This is a genomic window from Mitsuokella apri, assembly GCF_047974105.1.
In the GTDB taxonomy this organism is placed as follows: Bacteria; Bacillota; Negativicutes; order Selenomonadales; family Selenomonadaceae; genus Mitsuokella.
In genome coordinates this window covers 30,343-51,766 of the sequence record NZ_JBHYRS010000009.1, presented here as the reverse complement: position 1 = coordinate 51,766, position 21,424 = coordinate 30,343, and the positions used below count along the sequence as shown (strand labels likewise).

22 protein-coding genes are annotated in these 21,424 nt (G+C 53.8%); 20 read left to right on the top strand and 2 right to left on the bottom strand.

All coding sequences use genetic code 11. The annotated features are described in order from the left end of the window. The first annotated feature begins 95 nt into the window (after positions 1–95). The 13 genes from ACE419_RS10580 to ACE419_RS10520 all read left to right on the top strand — a co-directional run bounded on the left by ACE419_RS10580 (position 96) and on the right by ACE419_RS10520 (position 10,562). A complete protein-coding gene (locus ACE419_RS10580) occupies positions 96–605 on the top strand; it encodes a YceD family protein (protein ID WP_435721984.1) in 510 nt (169 codons plus the stop codon). 24 nt (positions 606–629) lie between these two features. Further along, the gene (gene rpmF / locus ACE419_RS10575; protein ID WP_005842638.1) at positions 630–809 is read left to right on the top strand and encodes a 50S ribosomal protein L32; all 180 of its coding nucleotides are present in this window, start codon (positions 630–632) and stop codon (positions 807–809) included. Between the two features lie 162 nt (positions 810–971). Further along, positions 972–1,532 carry a transcription factor FapR gene (gene fapR / locus ACE419_RS10570; RefSeq protein ID WP_432646678.1) on the top strand — a complete coding sequence of 187 codons (561 nt, stop codon included), beginning with the start codon at positions 972–974 and terminating at the stop codon, positions 1,530–1,532. 14 nt (positions 1,533–1,546) lie between these two features. After that, positions 1,547–2,575, top strand: coding sequence for a phosphate acyltransferase PlsX (plsX, locus tag ACE419_RS10565; protein ID WP_432646679.1), 1,029 nt, complete (start codon positions 1,547–1,549; stop codon positions 2,573–2,575). Continuing rightward, on the top strand, positions 2,556–3,560 hold the full coding sequence (locus ACE419_RS10560) for a beta-ketoacyl-ACP synthase III (protein WP_432646680.1): 1,005 nt from the start codon (positions 2,556–2,558) through the stop codon (positions 3,558–3,560). The genes plsX and ACE419_RS10560 overlap by 20 nt, the downstream gene beginning before the upstream one ends. A 4-nt stretch (positions 3,561–3,564) precedes the next feature. Beyond that, positions 3,565–4,512 carry an enoyl-[acyl-carrier-protein] reductase FabK gene (gene fabK / locus ACE419_RS10555; protein WP_432646681.1) on the top strand — a complete coding sequence of 316 codons (948 nt, stop codon included), beginning with the start codon at positions 3,565–3,567 and terminating at the stop codon, positions 4,510–4,512. A gap of 92 nt (positions 4,513–4,604) precedes the next feature. Beyond that, positions 4,605–5,549, top strand: a complete 945-nt coding sequence (gene fabD, locus ACE419_RS10550) for an ACP S-malonyltransferase (RefSeq protein WP_432646682.1) — start codon at positions 4,605–4,607, stop codon at positions 5,547–5,549. Position 5,550: 1 nt separating this feature from the next. Beyond that, a complete protein-coding gene (gene fabG / locus ACE419_RS10545; protein ID WP_435721983.1) occupies positions 5,551–6,294 on the top strand; it encodes a 3-oxoacyl-[acyl-carrier-protein] reductase in 744 nt (247 codons plus the stop codon). 40 nt (positions 6,295–6,334) lie between these two features. Beyond that, positions 6,335–6,571: an acyl carrier protein gene (locus ACE419_RS10540; protein ID WP_005842646.1), complete on the top strand. Its 237-nt coding sequence runs from the start codon at positions 6,335–6,337 to the stop codon at positions 6,569–6,571. 83 nt (positions 6,572–6,654) lie between these two features. Then, the gene (locus tag ACE419_RS10535) at positions 6,655–7,599 is read left to right on the top strand and encodes an NAD(P)H-dependent flavin oxidoreductase (protein ID WP_432646684.1); all 945 of its coding nucleotides are present in this window, start codon (positions 6,655–6,657) and stop codon (positions 7,597–7,599) included. A 64-nt stretch (positions 7,600–7,663) separates the two neighbouring features. Continuing rightward, positions 7,664–8,908: a beta-ketoacyl-ACP synthase II gene (fabF, locus tag ACE419_RS10530; RefSeq protein ID WP_432646685.1), complete on the top strand. Its 1,245-nt coding sequence runs from the start codon at positions 7,664–7,666 to the stop codon at positions 8,906–8,908. 5 nt (positions 8,909–8,913) lie between these two features. After that, positions 8,914–9,645 carry a ribonuclease III gene (gene rnc / locus ACE419_RS10525; RefSeq protein ID WP_435721981.1) on the top strand — a complete coding sequence of 244 codons (732 nt, stop codon included), beginning with the start codon at positions 8,914–8,916 and terminating at the stop codon, positions 9,643–9,645. Between the two features lie 101 nt (positions 9,646–9,746). Then, a complete protein-coding gene (locus tag ACE419_RS10520; RefSeq protein ID WP_432646687.1) occupies positions 9,747–10,562 on the top strand; it encodes an MBL fold metallo-hydrolase in 816 nt (271 codons plus the stop codon). Between the two features lie 54 nt (positions 10,563–10,616). Here ACE419_RS10520 and ACE419_RS10515 read toward each other — a convergent pair whose 3' ends face one another. Continuing rightward, positions 10,617–11,072, bottom strand: a complete 456-nt coding sequence (locus ACE419_RS10515; protein WP_432646688.1) for a MarR family winged helix-turn-helix transcriptional regulator — start codon at positions 11,070–11,072, stop codon at positions 10,617–10,619. A gap of 224 nt (positions 11,073–11,296) precedes the next feature. Here ACE419_RS10515 and ACE419_RS10510 point away from each other — a divergent pair, with 224 nt between their 5' ends. From ACE419_RS10510 to guaA, 6 genes are all read left to right on the top strand, one after another. Continuing rightward, complete coding sequence (locus ACE419_RS10510) at positions 11,297–12,520, top strand: efflux RND transporter periplasmic adaptor subunit (RefSeq protein WP_435721978.1); 1,224 nt, start codon at positions 11,297–11,299, stop codon at positions 12,518–12,520. A gap of 12 nt (positions 12,521–12,532) precedes the next feature. Continuing rightward, complete coding sequence (locus tag ACE419_RS10505; RefSeq protein ID WP_435721977.1) at positions 12,533–15,724, top strand: efflux RND transporter permease subunit; 3,192 nt, start codon at positions 12,533–12,535, stop codon at positions 15,722–15,724. Positions 15,725–15,874: 150 nt separating this feature from the next. Further along, positions 15,875–16,966, top strand: a complete 1,092-nt coding sequence (gene recA, locus ACE419_RS10500) for a recombinase RecA (protein WP_432646691.1) — start codon at positions 15,875–15,877, stop codon at positions 16,964–16,966. Next, a complete protein-coding gene (locus tag ACE419_RS10495) occupies positions 16,963–17,559 on the top strand; it encodes a regulatory protein RecX (protein WP_435721976.1) in 597 nt (198 codons plus the stop codon). The genes recA and ACE419_RS10495 overlap by 4 nt, the downstream gene beginning before the upstream one ends. A 41-nt stretch (positions 17,560–17,600) precedes the next feature. After that, a complete protein-coding gene (locus ACE419_RS10490; protein WP_432646693.1) occupies positions 17,601–18,074 on the top strand; it encodes a DUF805 domain-containing protein in 474 nt (157 codons plus the stop codon). A gap of 118 nt (positions 18,075–18,192) precedes the next feature. Further along, the gene (gene guaA, locus ACE419_RS10485) at positions 18,193–19,728 is read left to right on the top strand and encodes a glutamine-hydrolyzing GMP synthase (protein ID WP_435721999.1); all 1,536 of its coding nucleotides are present in this window, start codon (positions 18,193–18,195) and stop codon (positions 19,726–19,728) included. A 104-nt stretch (positions 19,729–19,832) separates the two neighbouring features. Here guaA and ACE419_RS10480 read toward each other — a convergent pair whose 3' ends face one another. Further along, entirely contained in the window at positions 19,833–20,600 is a 768-nt protein-coding gene (locus ACE419_RS10480; protein WP_432646694.1) for an alpha/beta hydrolase family protein, read from the bottom strand. A gap of 216 nt (positions 20,601–20,816) precedes the next feature. Here ACE419_RS10480 and ACE419_RS10475 point away from each other — a divergent pair, with 216 nt between their 5' ends. After that, entirely contained in the window at positions 20,817–21,419 is a 603-nt protein-coding gene (locus ACE419_RS10475; RefSeq protein ID WP_435721974.1) for a lactate utilization protein, read from the top strand. The last annotated feature ends 5 nt before the right edge of the window (positions 21,420–21,424 follow it).

The window sequence follows — 21,424 nt, the reverse complement described above, 5'->3', positions numbered from 1 at the left end:
AGGGGAGAGGGACCCTGCGTGGCAAGTAGTTTTCCTTGACAAGACTTGACAAAGGAATGGGCACATCGCTATAATGAATTGAGGTTGATGCTGATATGAAAATAAACATTGCTGAATCGAATGCGGACCTCATGCAGGAGATTCCGTTTGCGTTCACGACGACTGCCGAAGCCATCGGTGCCGTTGCGGACGATTATGCCTTTGTAGGACCTTTGCGTATCGAAGGGCATATCGTCAACACGGGAACCTGCTGGCGCGCGGAAGGCGTCATTCGCTGTACGAAATCTTTTGTATGTGACCGCTGCCTGGCTCCCTGTGAGGAAGCACAGGAACATCCTTTTTCTGAGGAGTTCCGCCGCAGGGGAGATATGGCGGCCGATGAGGATACGAATCTTTTTGATGGCGATCTTATCGATCTCACGGACCTTGTCCGTGACACCGTTCTGGCGGCTCAGCCGCTCAGCAAACTCTGCAAGCCCGACTGCAAAGGGCTCTGTCCTGTATGCGGGGCAGACCTGAACAAAGGGGACTGCGGCTGCGACCGGTTTGTACCGGACCCGCGCATGGCCGCCTTGCAGGAATTATTAGCGAAAAATAAGAAATGAACTCGTAAGGAGGTGTACCCCGAAATGGCAGTACCAAAGCGCAAAACTTCGAAAGCACGCCGTGACCAGCGCCGTGCCAACTGGAAGCTCGAGGCTCCTGGCTTCGTAGCCTGCCCGCAGTGCCATGAACCGAAGATGCCTCATCATGTATGCCCGGAATGCGGCTATTATGATGGCAAAGAGGTTGTTAAGGCAGCTGAATAATCTAAAAGCAATATAAGCAGGACGTATGTCCTGCTTATTCTTTTTTGCGGTCTTGCCCAAGCACTGCGGCAAGACTTGCATTTTTAGTACAAACACCGTATAATAAATCCTGATATAAGGTTGTAATATCAGGTACTAAACTTTTAGAAAGGAGATGAGAGGATGGCACGGGTCAAGAAAAAAGAACGTCAGCAGATTTTGCTGCAGCAAGTCAAGGAAAAGCCGTTCCTGACGGATGAAGAACTCGCACAGAAACTTTCTGTCAGCGTCCAGACGATTCGTCTGGACCGTTTGGAACTTGGCATACCGGAACTTCGCGGACGTATCCGCAAAATGGCGGAGAGCGCCCAGCACAAAGTCAAATCCATAGAAAGCGGTGATGTGGTTGGCGAACTCATCGATCTTGAGCTCGGTCATTCCGGCATCTCCCTGCTGCGCATCACGGATGATATGGTCTTTGCCAAAACAAAGATTGCCAAGGGCTATTATATGTTCTCACAGGCAAATTCCCTGGCGTTGGCCATCATCGATGCCCCGATGGCAGTCACCGGCGTAGCAAATGTTAAATACAAGGTGCCTGTACACGTTGGGGAGAAACTCATTGCTAAGGCGGAAATTGTCAGGGTTCGCGGCAATAAGTATTTTGTCTGGGTCAAGACCCGCAACGATACGCAGGAAGTATTCCGTGCGAAATTCATCATGGTTTCGTGGGGAGAGGAGTGAGGGGGAATTCCGGCATGAAAATTGCAGTAGATGCCATGGGCGGTGACTATGCACCGCTTGAAATTGTTTTTGGTGCGGTTCGCGCCGCTAAAAAATATCATTGTGAAATCGTACTGGTTGGCGACGAGAAAAAAATCCGCGAGGTCCTTTCCAAAGAGAAGGGCTGGGAAAATCTCGGCATTACGATCCAGCATGCTTCACAGGTCATTGAGATGGGGGAACATCCCGCAGATGCCGTAAGGACGAAAAAGGATGCTTCGATTGTAGTGGCGACGCGTCTCGTCAAGGATGGCATTTGTGACGCCGTACTTTCTGCAGGCAGCACCGGGGCGGCCGTGACAGCAGCTCAGCTCATCCTGCGGCGCATCAAGGGCATTGGGCGTCCGACGATTGCTACGCCAATGCCGACGCCAAAGGGCGTCACGCTTCTGCTCGATTCCGGGGCCAATGTGGATTCCAAGCCGGAACATCTCGTACAAAGCGGCATCATGGGCTCGATTTATGCTGAATATGTCTTTAAAATAAAGAACCCGCGCGTCGGACTTCTCAATATCGGCGAGGAAGAGACGAAAGGCAATGAACAGGCGAAGGCGACTTACGCACTGCTCAAAAATATGCATACGATCAATTTCTGCGGCAATGCCGAAGGACGCGATGTGCCGAAGGGAAATTTTGACGTCGTAATTTGTGATGGATTTGTTGGCAATGTTGTGCTAAAATTTGCAGAGGGACTGGCGAAGACAATCCTGAAGCTTATCAAGGAGGCTGTCAAAGGCGGCGGCATTCTTGCCAAGCTTGGCGCCCTGCTGCTGACGCCAACACTCAAGAAGCTCGCCAAGCGTCTTGATGTAACGGAATATGGCGGCGCACCGCTCTTAGGTGTCAATGGCTGCTGCATCATCAGCCATGGTTCGTCCAATGCCAAGTCCATTTGCAGTGCAATCGGTGTGGCAAATGATTATGTCCGGGGGGACGTTTTGTCGCATATCCGTGATACACTTGCGAAGGAGGATATACTGACGCATGATGGAGAAAAGAAATAGCGCTGGTATTCTCGGAACAGGCTGGTATGTGCCGGAGAAAATCATTACCAATGCGGACCTTGAAAAAATGGTCGACACGAATAATGAATGGATTGTAGAGCGCACGGGCATTCATGAGCGCCATGTGGCGGCAGAGGGCCAGCCGGCATCGGATCTGGCAGAACGTGCCGCGCGCATGGCTCTTAAAGATGCTGGCATAAGTTCGTCAGATCTGGATCTTATCATAGTCGCAACGATGACGCCGGACCGTGTCATTCCTGCGGCTGCCTGCATCCTTCAGGACCGTCTTGGCGCCTTGCGGGCAGGGGCTTTTGATTTATCTGCTGCCTGCTCCGGCTTTGCTTATGCGGCCGCGGTGGCCTGCCAGTTCATTGAAACGGGCGCTTACCGCCATGTCCTGGTGGTCGGGGCTGAGGCTTTGTCCAAGGTGATTGACTGGACAGACCGCAGCACCTGCATCCTGTTTGGAGATGGTGCAGGAGCTGCGGTATTCGGTCCTGTGGAAACAGGCCTTGGCCTGCAGGGCTTTGACCTTGGCAGCGACGGTGCCGGCGGCGACCTGCTCGAGATTCCGGCAGGCGGCAGCCTGCAGCCTTTGACGGCTGAAGCGCTCCTGGCACATGAGAACTGCATCCATATGGACGGTCGGGCTGTGTTCCGCTTTGCTGTCAGAATCCTTGGAGAGACGGTAGAAAAATCGCTGGCAAAGGCGGGCTTTTCCAAGAAGGACTTGGATTGGCTCGTACCGCATCAGGCCAATACGCGCATCCTGGATGCGGCAGCTAAGCGCCTGGAACTGCCAGCTGAGAAAATCATCGTCAATATCGAAAAATATGGCAATATGTCAGCGGCGTCCATACCGGTTGCCCTGGCGGAAGCGGCGCATGCGCACCGTTTCAAGAAAGGCGATCTCGTTGCCCTTGCCGGCTTTGGTGCCGGACTTACCTGGGCATCCTGCATCATGAAATGGGCTAAGGAGGACTAATCTGATGTTTGAAAACAATGCAATCTGTAAATTACTCAACATAAAGTATCCGATTTTCCAGGGCGGTATGGCATGGATTGGCACGGCTGAACTTGCTTCGGCTGTTTCGAATGCCGGAGGCCTCGGCATCATTGGTGCCGGTCATATGCCGCCTGAAATTCTGCGCGCTGAAATCCAGAAATGCAAGGGCTGGACGGATAAGCCGTTTGGTGTCAATGTCATGCTCATGAGCCCGTATGTCAAGGAAGTCATGCAGGTCGTACTCGAGGAGAAGGTACCGGTCGTCACGACCGGTGCAGGCAATCCGGGCGAGTATGTGCCGGCTCTTAAAGAGATTGGCACGAAAGTCATTCCTGTCGTTGCCTCTGTGGCTCTCGCAAAACGTCTCGTGCGGGGCGGCGTTGATGCCGTCATCGCAGAGGGCACGGAGTCGGGCGGTCATATCGGTGAAATCACGACGATGGCACTCGTGCCGCAGATTGTCGATGCTGTCGATGTGCCGGTCATTGGCGCTGGCGGCATTGCCGATTCGCGCGGCATGGCAGCGGCTTTTGCCCTCGGCGCACAGGCCGTTCAGATGGGCTCGCGCTTTGTCATGAGCGAGGAATGCATCGCGCATCCGAACTACAAGAAGATGGTCCTCAAGGCCAAAGACCGTTCGACGGTTGTTACGGGCCGTACGCTCGGTCATCCGGCACGCGTGCTCCACAACAAGCTCACGCGCAAATATCAGGAAATGGAAGCAGCAGGGGCACCGGCAGAAGAACTCGAGAAGCTCGGTGTGGGCTCCCTGCACCGTGCTACGCACGAGGGCGATGTCGAGAACGGCTCCGTCATGATCGGCGAGATCTCTGGCATGCTCAATGACATCAAGCCGGTCAAGACGATCATCGAAGATATTGTGAATGGCCTGCCGGGCGTCATCCAGACTATTCAGGACGACTGTAAATAATCTCATATTATAATAGAAATCATTCTGCTATTCTGTAACACAGATGCGTTTGTCAATATATAGAAGAAAAACAATCAGGGGGGTAGTGCAACGTGAATAAACTCGCATTCGTATTTCCAGGTCAGGGTGCTCAGGCTGTTGGCATGGGCAAAGATCTCTTCGACAAATATGATGCTGCCAAAAAAATTTTTGCTGAAGCGGATGAGGCACTCGGCTATTCCATCAAGGATATGTGCTTTGAAGGGCCGGCTGATGACCTGAAGCTCACGGCCAACACGCAGCCGGCAATCCTGACGGTCAGTGTCGTTGTCAATGAGATTCTCAAGGAACATGGCATACAGCCAGATGTTGCCGGCGGTCACAGCCTCGGTGAATATTCGGCTCTTGTCGCAGCTGGTGTCCTTTCGTTCCGCGATGCCGTCGTACTCGTCCATAAACGCGGCCAGTACATGCAGGAGGCAGTGCCTGTAGGTGAGGGCGGCATGGCTGCCATTATCGGTCTTGACGACGAGACGATTGCCGCTGCCTGCGAAAAAGCGGCGAAGGAAGCCGGCGATGTACAGCCGGTTAATTTCAACTGCCCAGGTCAGACGGTCATTGCCGGCACGACAAAGGGCGTTGAGAAGGCTGTAGAGGAACTCAAGGCCGCAGGTGCGAAAAAAGCTGTTGTTCTGCCTGTCTCGGCACCATTCCATTCGACACTGATGAAGCCGGCAGCTGAAAAACTGGCCGCTGAACTTGATCAAGTCGAAATCCGCGATGCTGCTTTCCCTGTCGTTTCAAATTATACGGGCAAACTGGAGACGAGTGCAGAAGAAATCAAGCAGAATCTTGTGGCACAGGCTGACCATCCGGTCCGCTGGATTGCCTGCGTCAATACGATGAAGGAATTTGGCGCCGATACCTTTGTCGAGGCTGGCCCTGGCAGAACGCTCTGCGGTTTCAACCGCCGCATTGACCGCTCGCTCAAGAGCCTCAATGTCGAAAATCTGGAAAGTCTGCAAAAAACGCTTGACTATTTGAAGGAGGTTCGCTAATATGCTTTTAGATGGAAAGGTTGCTCTGGTAACGGGGGCATCGCGCGGCATCGGCCGTGCCATTGCTCTCCGCCTGGCGTCTGAGGGCGCAAAGATTGCCATTAATTTTGCCGGCAATCAGAAGGCCGCTGAGGAAGTCAAGAGCAAGATTGAGGAAAATGGCGGCGAGGCCATCCTCGTGCAGGCCAATGTAGCAGATGCCGCTGCTGTTGAAGCGATGTTTGCCAAGGTCATCGAAGCATTTGGCACGATTGATATTCTCGTCAACAATGCGGGCATCACGCGTGACGGACTGCTTCTGCGCATGAAGGACGAAGATTTTGAAGCTGTCATTGATACGAACCTCAAGGGCGTGTTCTACTGCACGAAGGCAGCAGCCAAGATCATGATGAAGAAGCGCAGCGGCCGCATCGTCAATATGAGCTCGGTTGTCGGACTCATCGGCAATGCCGGACAGACGAACTATGCGGCTTCTAAGGCCGGCGTGCTCGGCTTTTCGAAATCCGCAGCCAAGGAGCTCGCTGCCCGCGGTGTCACGGTCAATATGGTCGCACCGGGCTTTATCGATACGGATATGACGGCTGTCCTGCCGGATAAAGTCAAAGAGGCTATGGTTCAGGAAATCCCGATGAAAAAGATGGGACGTCCGGAAGATGTAGCAAATGCCGTACTTTTCCTCGTATCAGACTGTGCATCTTATATCACCGGTCAGGTCGTTAATGTAGACGGCGGCATGGTTATGTGATATAACTATATAGGATACTAATTTAAGGAGGTGAAACTTCATGTCGACTTTTGAAAAAGTTAGAGATATCGTTGTTGAGCAGCTTGGCGTTGAGCCGGACGAGGTCGCAATCGATTCTACCTTCATCGATGATTTGGGCGCTGATTCCCTGGATATCGTTGAGCTGATCATGGCTTTCGAAGAGGAATTCAACATTGAGATTCCGGATGAGGCTGCTGAGAAGATCAAGACCGTTCAGGATGTAGTTACCTACATTGACCAGCACAAGGACAAATAAGATTGAGCGTCTTACCTTTTGAGAATCCCGTGAAGTTCCTTCGCGGGATTTTCTTAAGAGGTAAAATGATTGGAGGAGTAACATTGAAACTTCCAGAGCTTAAGATTGGCAACAAGATTGCACGCGTACCAATCCAGCAGGGTGGTATGGCAATCCGCTTGTCAACGGCCCGTCTGGCTGCAGCTGTTGCGAACGAGGGCGGTATCGGCCTCATTGCTGCATCAGGTATGAGCCACGACGAACTGCGTTATGAAATCAGGCTCGCACGTTCGCTCACATCTGGTATCATCGGCATCAACATCATGGTTGCAGCCCGTGACTTTGCAGGCATTGTCAAGACGGCCATCGATGAAGGCATCGATCTCGTTGTAGCAGGTGCAGGCTTTTCACGTGATATGTTTGGCCTTGGCAAGGAATCCGGAACTCCGATTGTTCCGATCGTTTCTTCTGTAAAATTAGCGAAAATATCAGAGCGTCTTGGCGCAGCAGCTATTGTACTCGAGGGCAAGGAAGCCGGCGGTCATCTGGGCACGAACACGTCTGTACGTGACCTTATCTCAGATGTCAGCGCGGCTGTCAAAATCCCGGTCATTGCGGCCGGCGGCGTCCTCCATGGCCAGGACATCGTTGATTTGATAAAGATGGGCGCAGCGGGCGTCCAGATGGGTTCGCGTTTTGCCGCTTCTGAGGAATCGAATGCAGCACCGGCCCTTAAGGAATACTATTTGAAATCGAAACCGGAAGATATCGTCGTCATTCACAGTCCTGTCGGCCTGCCGGGCCGTGCTGTGCGCACGCCGTTCTCGGCCAGAGTCCTTGAAGGCCCTGTACCGCCGAAGACCTGCGATGCGTGCCTTAAGGCCTGCAAGCATAATTTCTGCATCATCCGCGCGCTGATTCGCGCACAGCAGGGCGATGTGGAAACGGGACTTGTCTTCACGGGGGAATATATGCCTCGCATCGACAAGATTATGTCGGTCCACGAGATTTTTGAGCAACTCAAGAAAGAAGCAGAAGCTGCGAACTGATTTTCAAGTGCCGCTAAGGCGGCCTTGGGAAAGTACAAAAGTACATTAGAGGGGAGTCATTGTTTTGAGTAAACGCGTAGTAATTACGGGCCTGGGGGCCATCACCCCAATCGGTATCGGTAAGGACGCATTCTGGGAAGGCCTGATGGAAGGCAAAAACGGTATTGGTATGATCACCCGTTTCGATGCGTCGGAATACCATGCCAAGATTGCCGGTGAGGTCAAGGATTTCGATCCGACGGCGTACATCGACAAAAAAGAGTCCAAACGCATGGACCGCTATGCCCAGTTCGCTGTGGCAGCAGCCAAGATGGCCATCGAGGATGCGAAGCTCGACCTGGAAAAGGAAGACTGCGACCGCATCGGCACGTATATCGGCGCCGGCATTGGCGGCATCGAGACGATGCATGCTCAGTATAAGAAACTCTTCGAAAAGGGACCAAACCGCATCAGCCCCTTCTTCATCCCGATGATGATTGCGAACCTCGCAGCCGGTCAGGTGGCCATCACCTTTAAACTTCATGGCCCTTCCTCCTGCGTGGTCACGGCCTGTGCAACGGGCACGAACTGCATCGGCGATGCGTTCCGCGTGATTCAGGAAGGCAAGGCTGACGTCATGGTAGCAGGCGGCACGGAAGCGGCCATCAGTCAGGCTGCCGTTGCCGGCTTTGCTGCCATGAAGGCACTCTGCATGGACCACAACGACGACCCGGCTCATGCTTCGCGTCCGTTCGATAAGAACCGCAGCGGCTTTGTTATGGGCGAAGGCGCCGGCCTCGTCATCCTCGAGAGCCTCGAGCATGCCAAGGCACGCGGTGCTCATATCTATGCTGAACTCGTCGGCTACGGTGCAAACTCCGATGCTTATCATATGACGAGCCCGGCTCCGGGCGGCGAGTATCAGGCCAAATGCATGCAGCTGGCCATTGATGACGCCGGCCTGACGCCTGCCGATATCGATTATGTCAATGCCCATGGCACGTCGACGCACCTCAACGATGAAGGCGAATCCCTCGCCATCAAGTCGGTCTGGGGCGAACATGCCAAGGATGTTTCCGTTTCTTCGATCAAGTCGATGACGGGCCATCTTTTAGGTGCTGCCGGCGGCATTGAAGCTGTCGCTACGGCTCTGACGATCGAAAACGACATGATGCCGCCGACGATCAACTACGAGACGCCGGATGAAGGCCTTGACCTCGACTATGTACCGAACAAGGCGCGTGCCAAGAAGGTCCGTGCCGCTATCTCGAACAACTTCGGTTTTGGCGGTCACAATGCCTGCATTGTCATGAAGAAATTCACGGAGTAATCGTCATGGGAACTGTTCTGAAGGAAGGGCGCCGTCAGGAGCTTTTAGAGCTCTCAAAGCGCCTCGGTGTGGAATTCCATGACCTCGGACTCCTCGACCAGGCTTTGACGCATACTTCGTATGCCAATGAAGCAAAGCGGAACACTGCCCATAATGAACGTCTCGAATTTTTAGGAGATGCTGTGCTGGAGCTTGCCTCCAGCACTTATCTTTATGAGCACTTTCCGGAAATGCCCGAAGGGGAACTGACAAAGACGCGCGCGAGCATCGTCTGCTCGATGACGCTGGCGGCGCTCGCTTCAAATCTGCATCTTGGCGATTATCTTCTGCTCGGACGCGGCGAGGAAATGGGCGGCGGCCGCACGCGTCAGACGAATCTTGAAGACGTCTTCGAGGCTGTCATTGGTGCTGTTTATCTCGACCAGGGCTGGGAAACGGCGCAGGCCTATGTCGTGCGCCAGCTCAGCGGCGAATTTGACAAGGCCGAGCATGGTGCCATCCTCAAGGATTACAAGACCATCCTGCAGGAAATTGTCTTTCGCAAGGAAGGGCAGAGCATCGATTATGAGCTCGTCTCCGAGTCGGGCCCCGACCATGCCAAGGAATTCACGTTCCGCGTGTGCGTGACGGGCAAAGTCATGGGCGAAGGCACGGGCCGCAGCAAAAAAGAAGCGGAACAGCATGCCGCGCGCGTGGCTCTTGAGAAGATTGCGCCGCATACAAAAAGAAAACGCTGAAAAAGCCTTTAAATATCGATTATAATAAAGCAGGGGTGCTGACAATGTCGGTGCCCTTGTTTTATAATGAAAGAAGATATATGGATAGGAGGCAGTAAAATATGCGAAAACTTACGATGCTTGGCACAGGCAATGCCATGGTGACGAAATGCTACAATACATGTTTTTTCCTGACACTCGACAACGGCGATTATTTCCTGACGGATGCGGGCGGCGGCAATGGCATCCTGCGGCAGCTCGAGCTCGCGGGCTTTGATTATCAGAAATGCCATCATATGTTTGTGACGCACGGTCACACGGACCATGTACTCGGCGTCATCTGGGTCATGCGCAAGGTCGCGGACCTCATGAACAAGGGCAAGTATCAGGGAGAATTCCACATCTACTGCCACGATGTCGTTAAGGACATGTTGCTGACCATGACGAAAATGACGCTGAAGAAAAAGGATTTTGCGCGCGTGGGCACGAGCATCTTCCTGCATGAAGTCAAGGACGGCTCCATAGTCAATTTTGAGGACCTCCAGCTCACGGCTTTTGACATCCTTTCGACGAAGGCCAAGCAGTTTGGCTATGAACTCCGCTTCAAGGACGGCCTGCGCTTTACCTGCCTCGGCGATGAACCGTACAATGAGCACGATGAAAAATACGCCAAAGGCGCGGACTGGCTGCTGGCCGAAGCGTTCTGCAAATACGGCGACCGCGACAAATTCAAACCGTATGAAAAGAACCATTCGACGGTCAAGGAGGCCAGCGAGCTCGCGGAAAAACTCGGCGTCAAGAATCTCGTCCTCTATCATACGGAAGACAAGAGCATTGCGACACGCAAGCACGATTATACGGCAGAAGCCAAGGAATACTACCACGGCAATGTCTTTGTTCCAGATGACCTCGATGTCATCCCGCTCGATGAAAAGTAAAGCATAATAAAAGGCGCATCCCTTTTTGCAGGATGCGCCTTTTGTAATTGCTGTTCATTTTGACGGAGCGGTGTTCATTTTTTCGACATAGTGATTGAAGTTGACGATGGAGTCGCGCAGCTCATTTTGTTCCTCGGTGCTGAGATTGCTGAGACTGCGCAGAAATTTGCGGCGGACAATTTCATTCTGGTCGTCGATGAGCTTTTCGCCGGCTTTGGTCAATGAGACCAGCGTGCGGCGCCGGTCCTCAGGGTCCGGTCTCTTGCTGATGAAGCCCGCCTGCAGCAGTTTTTCACAGATGTTGCTCATCTGCTGTTTGGATATCAGGAGATTCTTGCCAATTTCTGTTACACTGGCGTTTTTTTCAAGGCGCAGAGTCATGAGCGTGGCAAACTGATTCAGAGGTACAGGGACAGCGAGATTGCGATAAAATTTTCGATGGATGAGCACGAGTGTCTCGATAAAAGAAGCAGAAATTTCCTGTGATGCTTCTGGATTCTCTGGGGACATATTCAATCTCCTTTGGTAACTTGAGTTGCATTTCGGTATGGTATAGAAATTGATGAGGAAATACAAATTAAATTTCTATGAAAGCCTTGTATTATAAGACTGTTTTTCTTGACTTTTACACAAATATACTATACTATAAGATTCTGAAATAGTAAACATTTATTTACTATCAAAGAAGGGAAGTAAGGGTATCCACGGATACCGTAAAGAAGGAGGTTATCTCTTTGTTTTTTGCGAAGAACAAGAAACCGCTGGCAATCATGCTGACGCTTGCGCTGTCGGCTTCGGTGCTGCTCGCCGGCTGCGGCTCAAGCAAACAGCAGGCAGCCTCGAATGCAACGCAGGTCAAAGCCATGAAGGTCCTGCAGCAGGACGCGCCGATTACCAGTGAGTACGCTGGCCAGGTCGTCGGCAAGGACGAGGTCAAAGTACAGTCAAAGGTATCCGGCAAGATTGTCGAGAAGTATTTCCACGGCGGTGAACACGTCGATGCAGGGCAGCCGCTCTACCGCATCGATTCCCGCCAGTACGAGTCGGCCGTCCTGCAGGCTCAGGCAAATCTCGCCCAGTCGCAGGCAACGCTGTCGAATGCCCAGACTGACCTCTACCGCGATCAGGAACTTTTGAATTCCGATGCCATTTCGGAGCAGACCGTTACGACGCAGCAGGCGAATGTCAACGCTTATTCGGCCGCAGCTGCCGCTAATCAGGCTCTCGTGCAGAAGGCACAGCAGGATCTCGATGATACGGTCATCTATGCGCCGATGTCCGGTCAGGTTTCCGTCGATGATGTCGCTGTCGGCACGTTTGCCACGGCCGGCAATACAAACCTCGTGACCATCGGTACAGTGGACCCGGTCTTCGTTCAGTTCAGCATTTCCGAGGCGGAATATCTGAAATTCCGCAATATCCAGCAGATGCAGAGCGGTTCTGACAGAGACCCTCTCGATGTAACGGTCAGACTCTCGGACGGCACGATGTATCCGCTCGATGGCAAAATCGTGCAGGCGGACCGTGCTTTGGCGCAGAATACGGGTACTCTGAGCATCAAAGCCCTGTTCCCAAATCCAAATGGTCTTCTGCTGCCGGGCATGTTCGCCCGCGTTCGGCTGACAGGCGAGACGGTGCCGAATGCCATTCTTGTGCCGCAGCGCGCCGTGCAGCAGCTGCTCGATAAAACGTTTGTCATGGTCGTCGGCGATGACGGCAAGTCGGAGGCTCGTTCCGTTACACTCGGCCAGCAGGTCGGCAGCTACTACATCGTCAAAGATGGCCTTTCTGCGAATGACACGGTTATTGTCGAAGGTCTCTCAAGCCTGACAGAAGGCAAGGACCTCGCTGTGACGATGGTAACGCCTGACGAGATGGGCTTCTCGTTCGAGGAAGATACGACGCCGTACGATACGATGACCAACTCTTCGGATTCGAGCAGCGGCAGCAACAGCTAAGGGGGCGGCGTTTTGTCTAAATTTTTTATTCACCGCCCGATCTTCGCCATCGTTATCTCGCTGATCATTGTCATCGCCGGCGGCATCGCAGCGACACAGCTGCCTATTGCGCAGTACCCGCAGATTTCACCGCCGACCGTCAGTGTCAGCACGACATATACGGGCGCCAGTGCCTCCGTCGTCAATCAGACGGTCGCACAGATTGTCGAGGACCAGGTCAACGGTACGCAGGGCATGGACTACATGTCCTCAAGCTCCGATGATACCGGCCGCTACAGTCTTTCTGTCACATTTGAGACTGGCACGGACGGCGATATGGACTCTGTCAAGGTCCAGAACAACGTCGCTTCGGCTACCAGCCAGCTGCCGTCAGAAGTTCAGCAGGTCGGTCTGACGACGAAGAAATCCACGAATGATATGGCCTATATGATGGCCTTCTACTCACCGGATGGCACGTACGACCGTGCTTTCATGAAGAACTACGCGACGATTTACCTCATCGATAAACTCAAGCGTATCAATGGCGTCGGCAACGTACAGGTTTTCGGTTCGGATTATGCTATGCGCGTCTGGCTCAATCCGGACAAACTCGCTGAACTCAATCTGACGGTTGCGGATGTTTCGGCAGCCATCAAGGAGCAGAACATTCAGGCTCCGGCCGGTACTATCGGTGGCATGCCGGTCAATAACGGTCAGGAAAAACAGATGTCCGGCAAGATTGAAGGCCGTCTGACGACACCGGAAGAATTCGGCAATGTCATCATCAAATCGAATGGTGACGGCCAGTTCGTCCGCCTCAAGGACGTGGCCAAGATTGAAACAGGTCAGCAGTCATCTGCCATTATTTCCAAATTCAAAGGCTATCCGTCCGTTGGTTTCGGCATCAACCTGACGAGTGACGCCAACGCCATGAAGACGGTTGCACAGGTTCGTCAGGTATTCGATGAAGCAAAGACCACGCTGCCGCCGGGAATGGAGATGTCGACGATTTTCGATTCGACGAATTACATCAGCACCTCCATCAAGGAAGTTCTGGAGACGTTTGTCGAAGCATTGCTCCTCGTCGTGTTTGTCATCTTCATTTTCCTGCAGAACTGGCGTGCAACGCTCATACCGCTGCTGGCTGTACCGGTATCTCTTATTGGTACGCTCGGTGCGTTCCTGATTCTCGACTTTTCCATCAATACCCTGACGCTTTTCGCCATGGTTCTGGCCATCGGTCTGGTCGTCGATGATGCGATCGTCGTTATCGAGAACGTCGAGAAACACATGGAAGAGGGGCTGACGCCTGTCGATGCGACGGAACGCGCCATGGACGAGGTTCAGGGCCCTGTGGTCGCCATTGCTGTTGTCCTCTCGGCCGTATTCGTGCCGGTTGCTTTCCTCGGCGGCATGACAGGCGTCCTCTACAGACAGTTCGCCCTGACGATTGCCGTGTCCGTCTGCCTTTCGGCCTTTGTGGCCCTGACGCTGACGCCGGCTCTCTGCGCGATGATGCTCAAGAAGCATACGGAAAAGGACGATGAAGGCGTCCTCGGACGTTTTTTTGTCAAGTTCAACAATTGGTTTGACCGCACGAAGCGCGGTTATGTCGGCGTGGTGGCCAAGTTTATCCGTCATTCGCGCCTGGCCCTTATCTTCCTGCTCATCGTGGCGGGCTGTGCGGGCCTCGTCTATACGAAGCTGCCTGCAACCTTCGTTCCTTCGGAGGACCAGGGCTATATGTTCGCGGCAATTGAAATGCCGGATGGCACTTCGGCCAACCGCACGCAGGCAGTCGTCGACAAAGTCAATACAGCCCTGATGCAGAGCGTCAAGGGGCTGGACAGCACAATGGCCATCACGGGCTTTTCGCCTCTGTCGGGCGGTTCTTCGTCAAGTGCCGGCATGATCGTTGTCGGCATGAAGGACTGGTCGCAGCGTCAGGATATCAGTGAATCCGTCAATGCTGCTGTGCAGACGGCCTTTGGCGTCGGTGCTAAGGTAGCGCCTGAAGCTACGGTCATCGCCATGAACCCGCCGGCTCTGCCGGGCCTCGGTATGACGGGCGGCTGGACACTGCAGCTGCAGGATATGACGGGCCATTCGGAAGAAGAGCTCAACAACCTGACGAAACAGATTGTCGCAGCTGCAAACCAGCGTCCGGAACTCGCCGGCGTCCGCTCGACGTATTCGGCTGGTTCTCCTGTCATGCAGTACGAGGTTGACCGTGAGAAGGTCAAGAACCTAGGCATCCAGCTTTCCGATGTATTCACGGCCATGCAGGTCAACTACGGCGGCTATCAGGTCAATGACTTTAACCGCTTCGGCCGCAGCTACAAGGTCATGCTGCAGGCCGATAACGACTACCGCAGCTCGACCGACGCCATGAAATTCATGTTCGTCAAATCGAGCAAAGGTACGATGGTGCCGCTCGATACGCTCTTAAAGCCGAAATTCACGTCGGGACCGTCGACGATTTCGCGCTTCAACGGCACGCGTTCCATTCAGATTACAGGCCAGCCGGGCAATGGCTATTCGTCCGGTCAGGCCATGAACGCCATCAAGGAAGTCGTCCAGCAGAATGCCGGTACGGGCTTCAACATTGAATGGTCCGGTCAGAGCCGTGAGGAATCGAAGGCTTCGAACTCGACGATGCAGGTCCTTGTCCTGTCGCTCGTCTTTGTCTTCCTCTGCCTCGCTGCTCTCTACGAGAGCTGGAGCGTACCGTTCGCCGTCCTTTTGACGGTACCAACCGGTATTTTCGGTGCCGTTGTTTCGGAGTATGGACTCTCCATCCTCGAGGCTATGGCAGGCCACGCGAATGCGGGCCTGCAGAACAGCATCTATATGCAGATCGGTATCATCGCAATCATCGGTCTGGCGGCGAAGAACGCCATCCTGATTGTCGAATTCGCGAAGGTCCGTGTCGACCGCGGCATGGAGCCGGTCAAGGCTGCCATTGAGGCGGCCGGTCTGCGCCTGCGCCCGATCCTCATGACGTCGTTTGCCTTCATCATTGGCTGCGTGCCGCTGGCTATCGCCACGGGCGCCGGTGCTGCCGCGCGTAACGGCATGGGCGTCGCAGTTGTCGGCGGCATGCTGTTCGCTACGGCCATGGGGATCTTCCTGATCCCGGTCTTCTTCGTCGCGATGGAATGGATTGCCGCGAAACTTGGCCTCGTCAAGCAGCAGCGCAAGAAATCCTCGGCCGATTATATGTAAAAAGAGATTTTCACTATTTACGGTTACAGCCGATACAGAGGGACCGCCTTCCTTGTCAGGGAGGCGGTTCATTTGTTATAATGGCAGTATACTATATGGATCGAATCCGCTAAGCAATATAACAGGATTGTCATGAAAGGAGCGAATTACATGGCAGCAGATAAGAAAGAAGCAGCAAGCAAAAAGGAAGCACTCGAGAATGCGCTGAAGAAAATCGAGAAGGACTTCGGCAAAGGCTCAATCATGCGCCTCGGCGATGCGAAAGCCAACATGGACATCGAAGTCATCCCGACGGGCATTTTGCCTCTTGACATCGCACTTGGCGTCGGCGGTATTCCGCGCGGCCGCATTATCGAAGTCTTCGGTCCGGAATCTTCCGGTAAAACGACGGTCACGCTGCATATGATTGCAGAAGCGCAGAAACAAGGCGGCATCGCGGCGTTCATCGATGCCGAGCATGCCCTTGACCCGGTTTACGCCGCCAAGCTCGGCGTCGACATCGATTCTCTCTTGATTTCGCAGCCGGATACGGGTGAGCAGGCTCTCGACATCGTCGATGCTCTTGTGCGCAGCGGCGCCATTGACATCATCGTCGTCGACTCCGTCGCCGCCCTCGTGCCGAAGGCCGAGATTGAGGGCGATATGGGCGACAACCACGTCGGCCTGCAGGCCCGACTCATGAGTCAGGCCATGCGCAAACTCACGGGCATCATCGCCAAATCGCGCACGGCAGCGATTTTTATCAACCAGATTCGTGAAAAAGTCGGCGTCATGTTCGGCAGCCCGGAGACGACGACAGGCGGCCGCGCTCTGAAGTTCTATTCGTCTGTACGCCTTGACGTGCGCAAGATTGACACGCTCAAGCAGGGACAGGATGTCATCGGCAACCGCACGCGCATCAAGGTCGTCAAGAACAAGGTTGCCCCGCCGTTCCGCACGGCTGAATTTGACATCATGTACGGCGAAGGTGTTTCGCGCCTTTCGAGCATCATCGACATGGGCGTGGACCTCGATATTGTCGACAAGAGCGGTGCCTGGTTCTCCTACAACAACACGCGCCTTGGTCAGGGCAAGGAAAATGCCAAGCAGTCCCTGCGCGAACAGCCGCAGCTGGCCGAAGAAATCGAGGCCAAGATCCGCGCCAAACTCCTTGAAGACCCGGAAGCCGGCGATTCCATCAAACAGGCTGAGGCAGAGGTCAAGAAGGAGCAGGAAGAAGCGGCCGCTGACGGCGAAGCATGATGTACCGCAGCTATCACGCCTCGTCCTCTGAGGATGAGGCGGGCAAAAACTATGGCAGGAAACATCGGCGCACGCGCCGTCAAAAGGACTTCGGAACAGAAAACACGGAACATGCGGAACATAACGTGCGCAGCCCGAAAAAGCCGGTCAAAACGGCTCTGGTCGCAGCCGTCGATATCCTTGCACGTCAGGAGTACAGCGAAGCAAAGCTCCGCGAAAAACTTGCGCGCAAGGGCTATGCGGAAGAAGAAATGGATGCGGCCGTTGCCCGTCTCAAGGAACGTCATTATCTTGACGATGCGGCGGCCTGCCAGCGTCAGTTCGACTTTCTCTATCACGAAAGCCGCAGTTCCCTGCGCCAGATCTGTTTAAAGCTCAGGCAGCGCGGCTTCTCGAAAGAAGATATTGACGCCTGCCGGCCAAAGGATTTCTACGAGCGCGAGAAAGGCGCGGCACTGCGCGTGCTCGCGCTCAAGTTTCCGCGCGGCGGCGAGCGGCAGAAGATGATGGCCAATCTCTATCAGAAGGGCTTTGATTCGAGTGCCGCCAGAGCTGCCATTGCGGAATATCAGGAGCGCTTTGCAGAAGATTGAGCATCGTCTCCTATATAGATAGAATGAAGAGAGGGATTATATTGGGCCTGAAAAATACTCACTTTAATGTAGAAGAACTGCGTGAAAAGTTCTTCAGCTGCCGGGGACGCCTCAACCGCAAACCGTTTATCATGCGTATGCTCGGCGTCATGGTGTTTTTCACCTTTGTCGCCATGCTGTTTTACAGTATCTGCTTCAGCCTGATTGGCAGCAAGATGCTCGCTGACGGTACAGCCGTGCTCGTGTCGGTGATTGAGGTTGTTTCGATTTATACGCTGGTCACGCGCCGTCTGCACGACCTCGGTTATGGCAATGCTCTGGCCATCCTGTACCTCGTGGCCGGTATTCTGCAGCCTTTTCTTTTCAAGGCAGTAGAAGGAATGCCTCAGGACAGTATGGAGTCAGAAGTCGTTCAGGCCATCAATCTGTTTGTCATGCTCTTAATTGTCTGCCTCATGCTGATCCGCGGCAAGCGCGGGGATAATGAGTATGGGGAAGACCCGCTCATGCGTTGAGCATTGCGAACCGTTCCCTTTTTTCGTGCTCTATGCTATAATTTTCTCAGGATATACGTCCTGTTCGTGTTGCTTTAATTAGGAAGGAAGAAAAAAATTGAGCAAGCCTGTAAATGAAATGATTCTCGTACTGGACTTTGGCGGTCAGTACAATCAGCTCATCGCACGCCGTGTGCGTGAAAATCATGTTTACTGCGAAGTTCATCCGCAGTCGCTGTCCCTCGAGAAGATCCGCGAGATGGCGCCGAAAGGCATCATCCTGACGGGCGGTCCGAACAGCGTCTACACGGAAGACGCCGTGACGTGCAGTCCGGAGCTCTTTGAACTCGGCATTCCGGTGCTCGGCATCTGCTACGGTTCGCAGCTCATGGCTCACCTCTTAGGCGGCAAAGTCGAGACGGCACCGACGAGCGAATACGGCAAGACGGAAGTCACGCTCAATGAGGAAGGCAAACAGTCGAAGCTCTTCACAGGTGTCAAGGAAAAGAGCATCTGCTGGATGAGCCATACGGACTACATCGCCAAAGCGCCGGAAGGCTTTACGGTCACGGCCTTCACGCCGGTCTGCCCGGTGGCGGCGATGGAGAATGCAGAGCGCCGTCTCTATGCGACGCAGTTCCATCCGGAAGTCATGCACACGGAACAGGGCAAAGAGATGCTTCATAACTTCGTCTACAAGGTCTGCGCATGCAAGGGCGACTGGAAGATGGATTCCTTCGTCAAGACGACGGTCGAGGAGCTTAAAAAGAAAATCGGCAAGGGCAAGGCCCTCTGCGCGCTTTCGGGCGGTGTCGATTCGTCTGTAGCCGCTGTTCTGCTTTCAAAAGCCATCGGCAAACAGCTGACCTGCGTATTCGTCGACCATGGCCTGCTGCGCAAGGATGAGGGCAATCAGGTTGAGTCCGTCTTTGGTCCTGAGGGTCCGTACGACCTCAATTTCATCCGCGTCAATGCCAAAGACCGTTTCTACGAGAAGCTCAAGGGCGTGACGGAACCGGAGAAGAAGCGCAAGATCATCGGCGAGGAATTCATCCGCGTCTTTGAGGAAGAAGCCAAGAAAATCGGCGCTGTCGATTATCTCGTGCAGGGCACGATTTATCCGGATGTCATCGAGAGCGGCCTCGGCAAGTCGGCCGTCATCAAGAGCCATCACAATGTCGGCGGCCTGCCGGACTATGTCGACTTCAAGGAAATCGTCGAGCCTTTGCGTCTGCTCTTCAAGGATGAGGTACGTGCTGCCGGCCGTGAGCTCGGTCTGCCGGAATACCTCGTCAACCGTCAGCCGTTCCCGGGGCCGGGCCTCGGCATCCGCATCATCGGCGAAGTCACGGCTGAAAAAGTCAAGATTGTACAGGAAGCCGATGCGATTTACCGCGAGGAAGTCGCCAAAGCCGGCGTCAAGAACCTCGGCCAGTACTTCGCAGCACTCACGAACATGCGCAGCGTCGGCGTCATGGGCGACGGCCGTACCTACGATTACGCCATTGCCCTGCGTGCTGTCATGACGAGCGATTTCATGACGGCCGAGAGCGCCCAGCTGCCGTGGGAAGTCCTGCAGAAGACGACGAGCCGCATCGTCAACGAAGTCAAAGGCGTCAACCGCGTGCTCTACGACTGCACGGGCAAACCGCCGGCTACGATTGAATTTGAATAATTTTCGCAGCTGAGAAAATCTGCCTATAAAAAGCCGCAGGGTCCAATTTTGGGACCCTGCGGCTTTTTGCATGACATCCATCTCGATATTAATCTTGTCCATGCTCAATCTTCATGGAAGAATTCAATAATCTTGTGGATGGCCAGAGCCATATGATTCGGATTCTGGAACGGGTGGTTTGCTCCTTCAACGGGAATGAATTCGATGACATTGTCCTCGGCGAATTTCTGCGCATCTTCAATCGGGACCATCTCGTCCTTCGTGCCGTGCAGAATCAGCATGGAGTCGGCGAAGTCAAAATACTCGTGGTCGAGCGGGCAGAAGGATTTGAGGTCGTCGAGGAAGGACTGGTCGATTTTCATCTTGCGTTCAAAGCCAATCTGGATTTCTTTGCCTTTTTTGAGTTTGGCGTGGTCGGCTTCGGGGATGCGGCTGCTCATCGTCTCGTACATGTGGATGGCCGGACAGCGCAGGGCGATGCGGCGGAACGGATTGCCGACTTCGATGAGATAGCGAAGCGTCAGATAGCCGCCTAGGCTTGTCGAATAAATGCAGACGTCCTTGGCCTGCAGTTCTTTTTTGGCGTATTCCGTGACGATGGTCAGATACGTCAGGCACTCGGCAACGGTGAGCTTTTTGCGCGCATCCATGCCATGGCAGGGCCAGTCAAAGGCAATGACGCCCCAGCCCTTGTATTTGGACGTCAGATGTTCGCCGAAATTGACCGTGCCGGCTGTCTCTTTATTGCTGCCAAAACCATGTGTGACGATGGCGATATGCTCGAAGGAACGCGCCGTCTTGTCACTTGCGCTGCAGATCAGCTTGCAGCGGATGCTCAGGCCCTGTTCGTTGATATCAAAATGTTTTTCCATATGGGTATCCCTCAGTTTCTAAAATTTTCAACGCTTCTATTATACGCCGAATCAGGCCGGCTGAAAAGTCAGCCGCAATGGCGGGATGAATGGTTCCCAAAAGGATAGGAAAGGATAAAAAAGTACATACTTGTCTATCTTGGCGAATCTGCTATACTGAAACCATAGGCAGAATATGTGTATATATTAGGAAAGTTTAGGATTGGAGGTGTCCGTATGGATCTTGAGACACTGGCGAAGAATCTGAAGTGGCGCGGCATCGAACTGAAGGTTTTTGCGACGAAAGAGGAAGCTGCAGATTACCTGACACAAGCCATCAAGGGCAAGAGCGTGGGCTTTGGCGGTTCGATGACACTCGAGGCAATGGGGCTTTACGAAAAGCTCAAACCAGCGAATGAAATGTTCTGGCATTGGCGTCAGGACATGCCTGCAGACGAAGCAAAGGCCAAGGCCTATCTGGCCGATATCTATATTACTTCGCTGAATGGCGTGGCTGAGACGGGCGAACTTGTCAACATCGATGGCAGCGGCAATCGCGTGGCAGCAACGCTGACGAAGCATGAAAAAGTTTATTTTGTCATCGGCGAGAACAAGCTCGCTCCGGATTTGCATGCGGCAATCGACCGCGCACGCAACATTGCCAGTCCCCTGAATGCCAAAAGGCTGCATCGCAAGACACCGTGCGCCGTCAAGGCCGACCATTGCTATGACTGCAAAAGCCCTGAGCGCATCTGCCGCAGTCTCAACATCATCTGGGAAAAACCGATGCAGGCCGGGGCGTGTGAACTCGTGCTGATTCGCGAAGCTCTCGGTTATTGAGAGAC

Bases quoted from the DNA above. Each gene is read 5' to 3' on its own strand.
- ACE419_RS10580 (WP_435721984.1), top strand. From the start codon at position 96: ATGAAAATAAACATTGCTGAATCGAATGCGGACCTCATGCAGGAGATT.
- rpmF (WP_005842638.1), top strand. From the start codon at position 630: ATGGCAGTACCAAAGCGCAAAACTTCGAAAGCACGCCGTGACCAGCGC.
- fapR (WP_432646678.1), top strand. From the start codon at position 972: ATGGCACGGGTCAAGAAAAAAGAACGTCAGCAGATTTTGCTGCAGCAA.
- plsX (WP_432646679.1), top strand. From the start codon at position 1,547: ATGAAAATTGCAGTAGATGCCATGGGCGGTGACTATGCACCGCTTGAA.
- ACE419_RS10560 (WP_432646680.1), top strand. From the start codon at position 2,556: ATGATGGAGAAAAGAAATAGCGCTGGTATTCTCGGAACAGGCTGGTAT.
- fabK (WP_432646681.1), top strand. From the start codon at position 3,565: ATGTTTGAAAACAATGCAATCTGTAAATTACTCAACATAAAGTATCCG.
- fabG (WP_435721983.1), top strand. From the start codon at position 5,551: ATGCTTTTAGATGGAAAGGTTGCTCTGGTAACGGGGGCATCGCGCGGC.
- ACE419_RS10540 (WP_005842646.1), top strand. From the start codon at position 6,335: ATGTCGACTTTTGAAAAAGTTAGAGATATCGTTGTTGAGCAGCTTGGC.
- rnc (WP_435721981.1), top strand. From the start codon at position 8,914: ATGGGAACTGTTCTGAAGGAAGGGCGCCGTCAGGAGCTTTTAGAGCTC.
- ACE419_RS10520 (WP_432646687.1), top strand. From the start codon at position 9,747: ATGCGAAAACTTACGATGCTTGGCACAGGCAATGCCATGGTGACGAAA.
- ACE419_RS10515 (WP_432646688.1), bottom strand. From the start codon at position 11,072: ATGTCCCCAGAGAATCCAGAAGCATCACAGGAAATTTCTGCTTCTTTT.
- recA (WP_432646691.1), top strand. From the start codon at position 15,875: ATGGCAGCAGATAAGAAAGAAGCAGCAAGCAAAAAGGAAGCACTCGAG.
- ACE419_RS10495 (WP_435721976.1), top strand. From the start codon at position 16,963: ATGATGTACCGCAGCTATCACGCCTCGTCCTCTGAGGATGAGGCGGGC.
- guaA (WP_435721999.1), top strand. From the start codon at position 18,193: ATGATTCTCGTACTGGACTTTGGCGGTCAGTACAATCAGCTCATCGCA.
- ACE419_RS10480 (WP_432646694.1), bottom strand. From the start codon at position 20,600: ATGGAAAAACATTTTGATATCAACGAACAGGGCCTGAGCATCCGCTGC.
- ACE419_RS10475 (WP_435721974.1), top strand. From the start codon at position 20,817: ATGGATCTTGAGACACTGGCGAAGAATCTGAAGTGGCGCGGCATCGAA.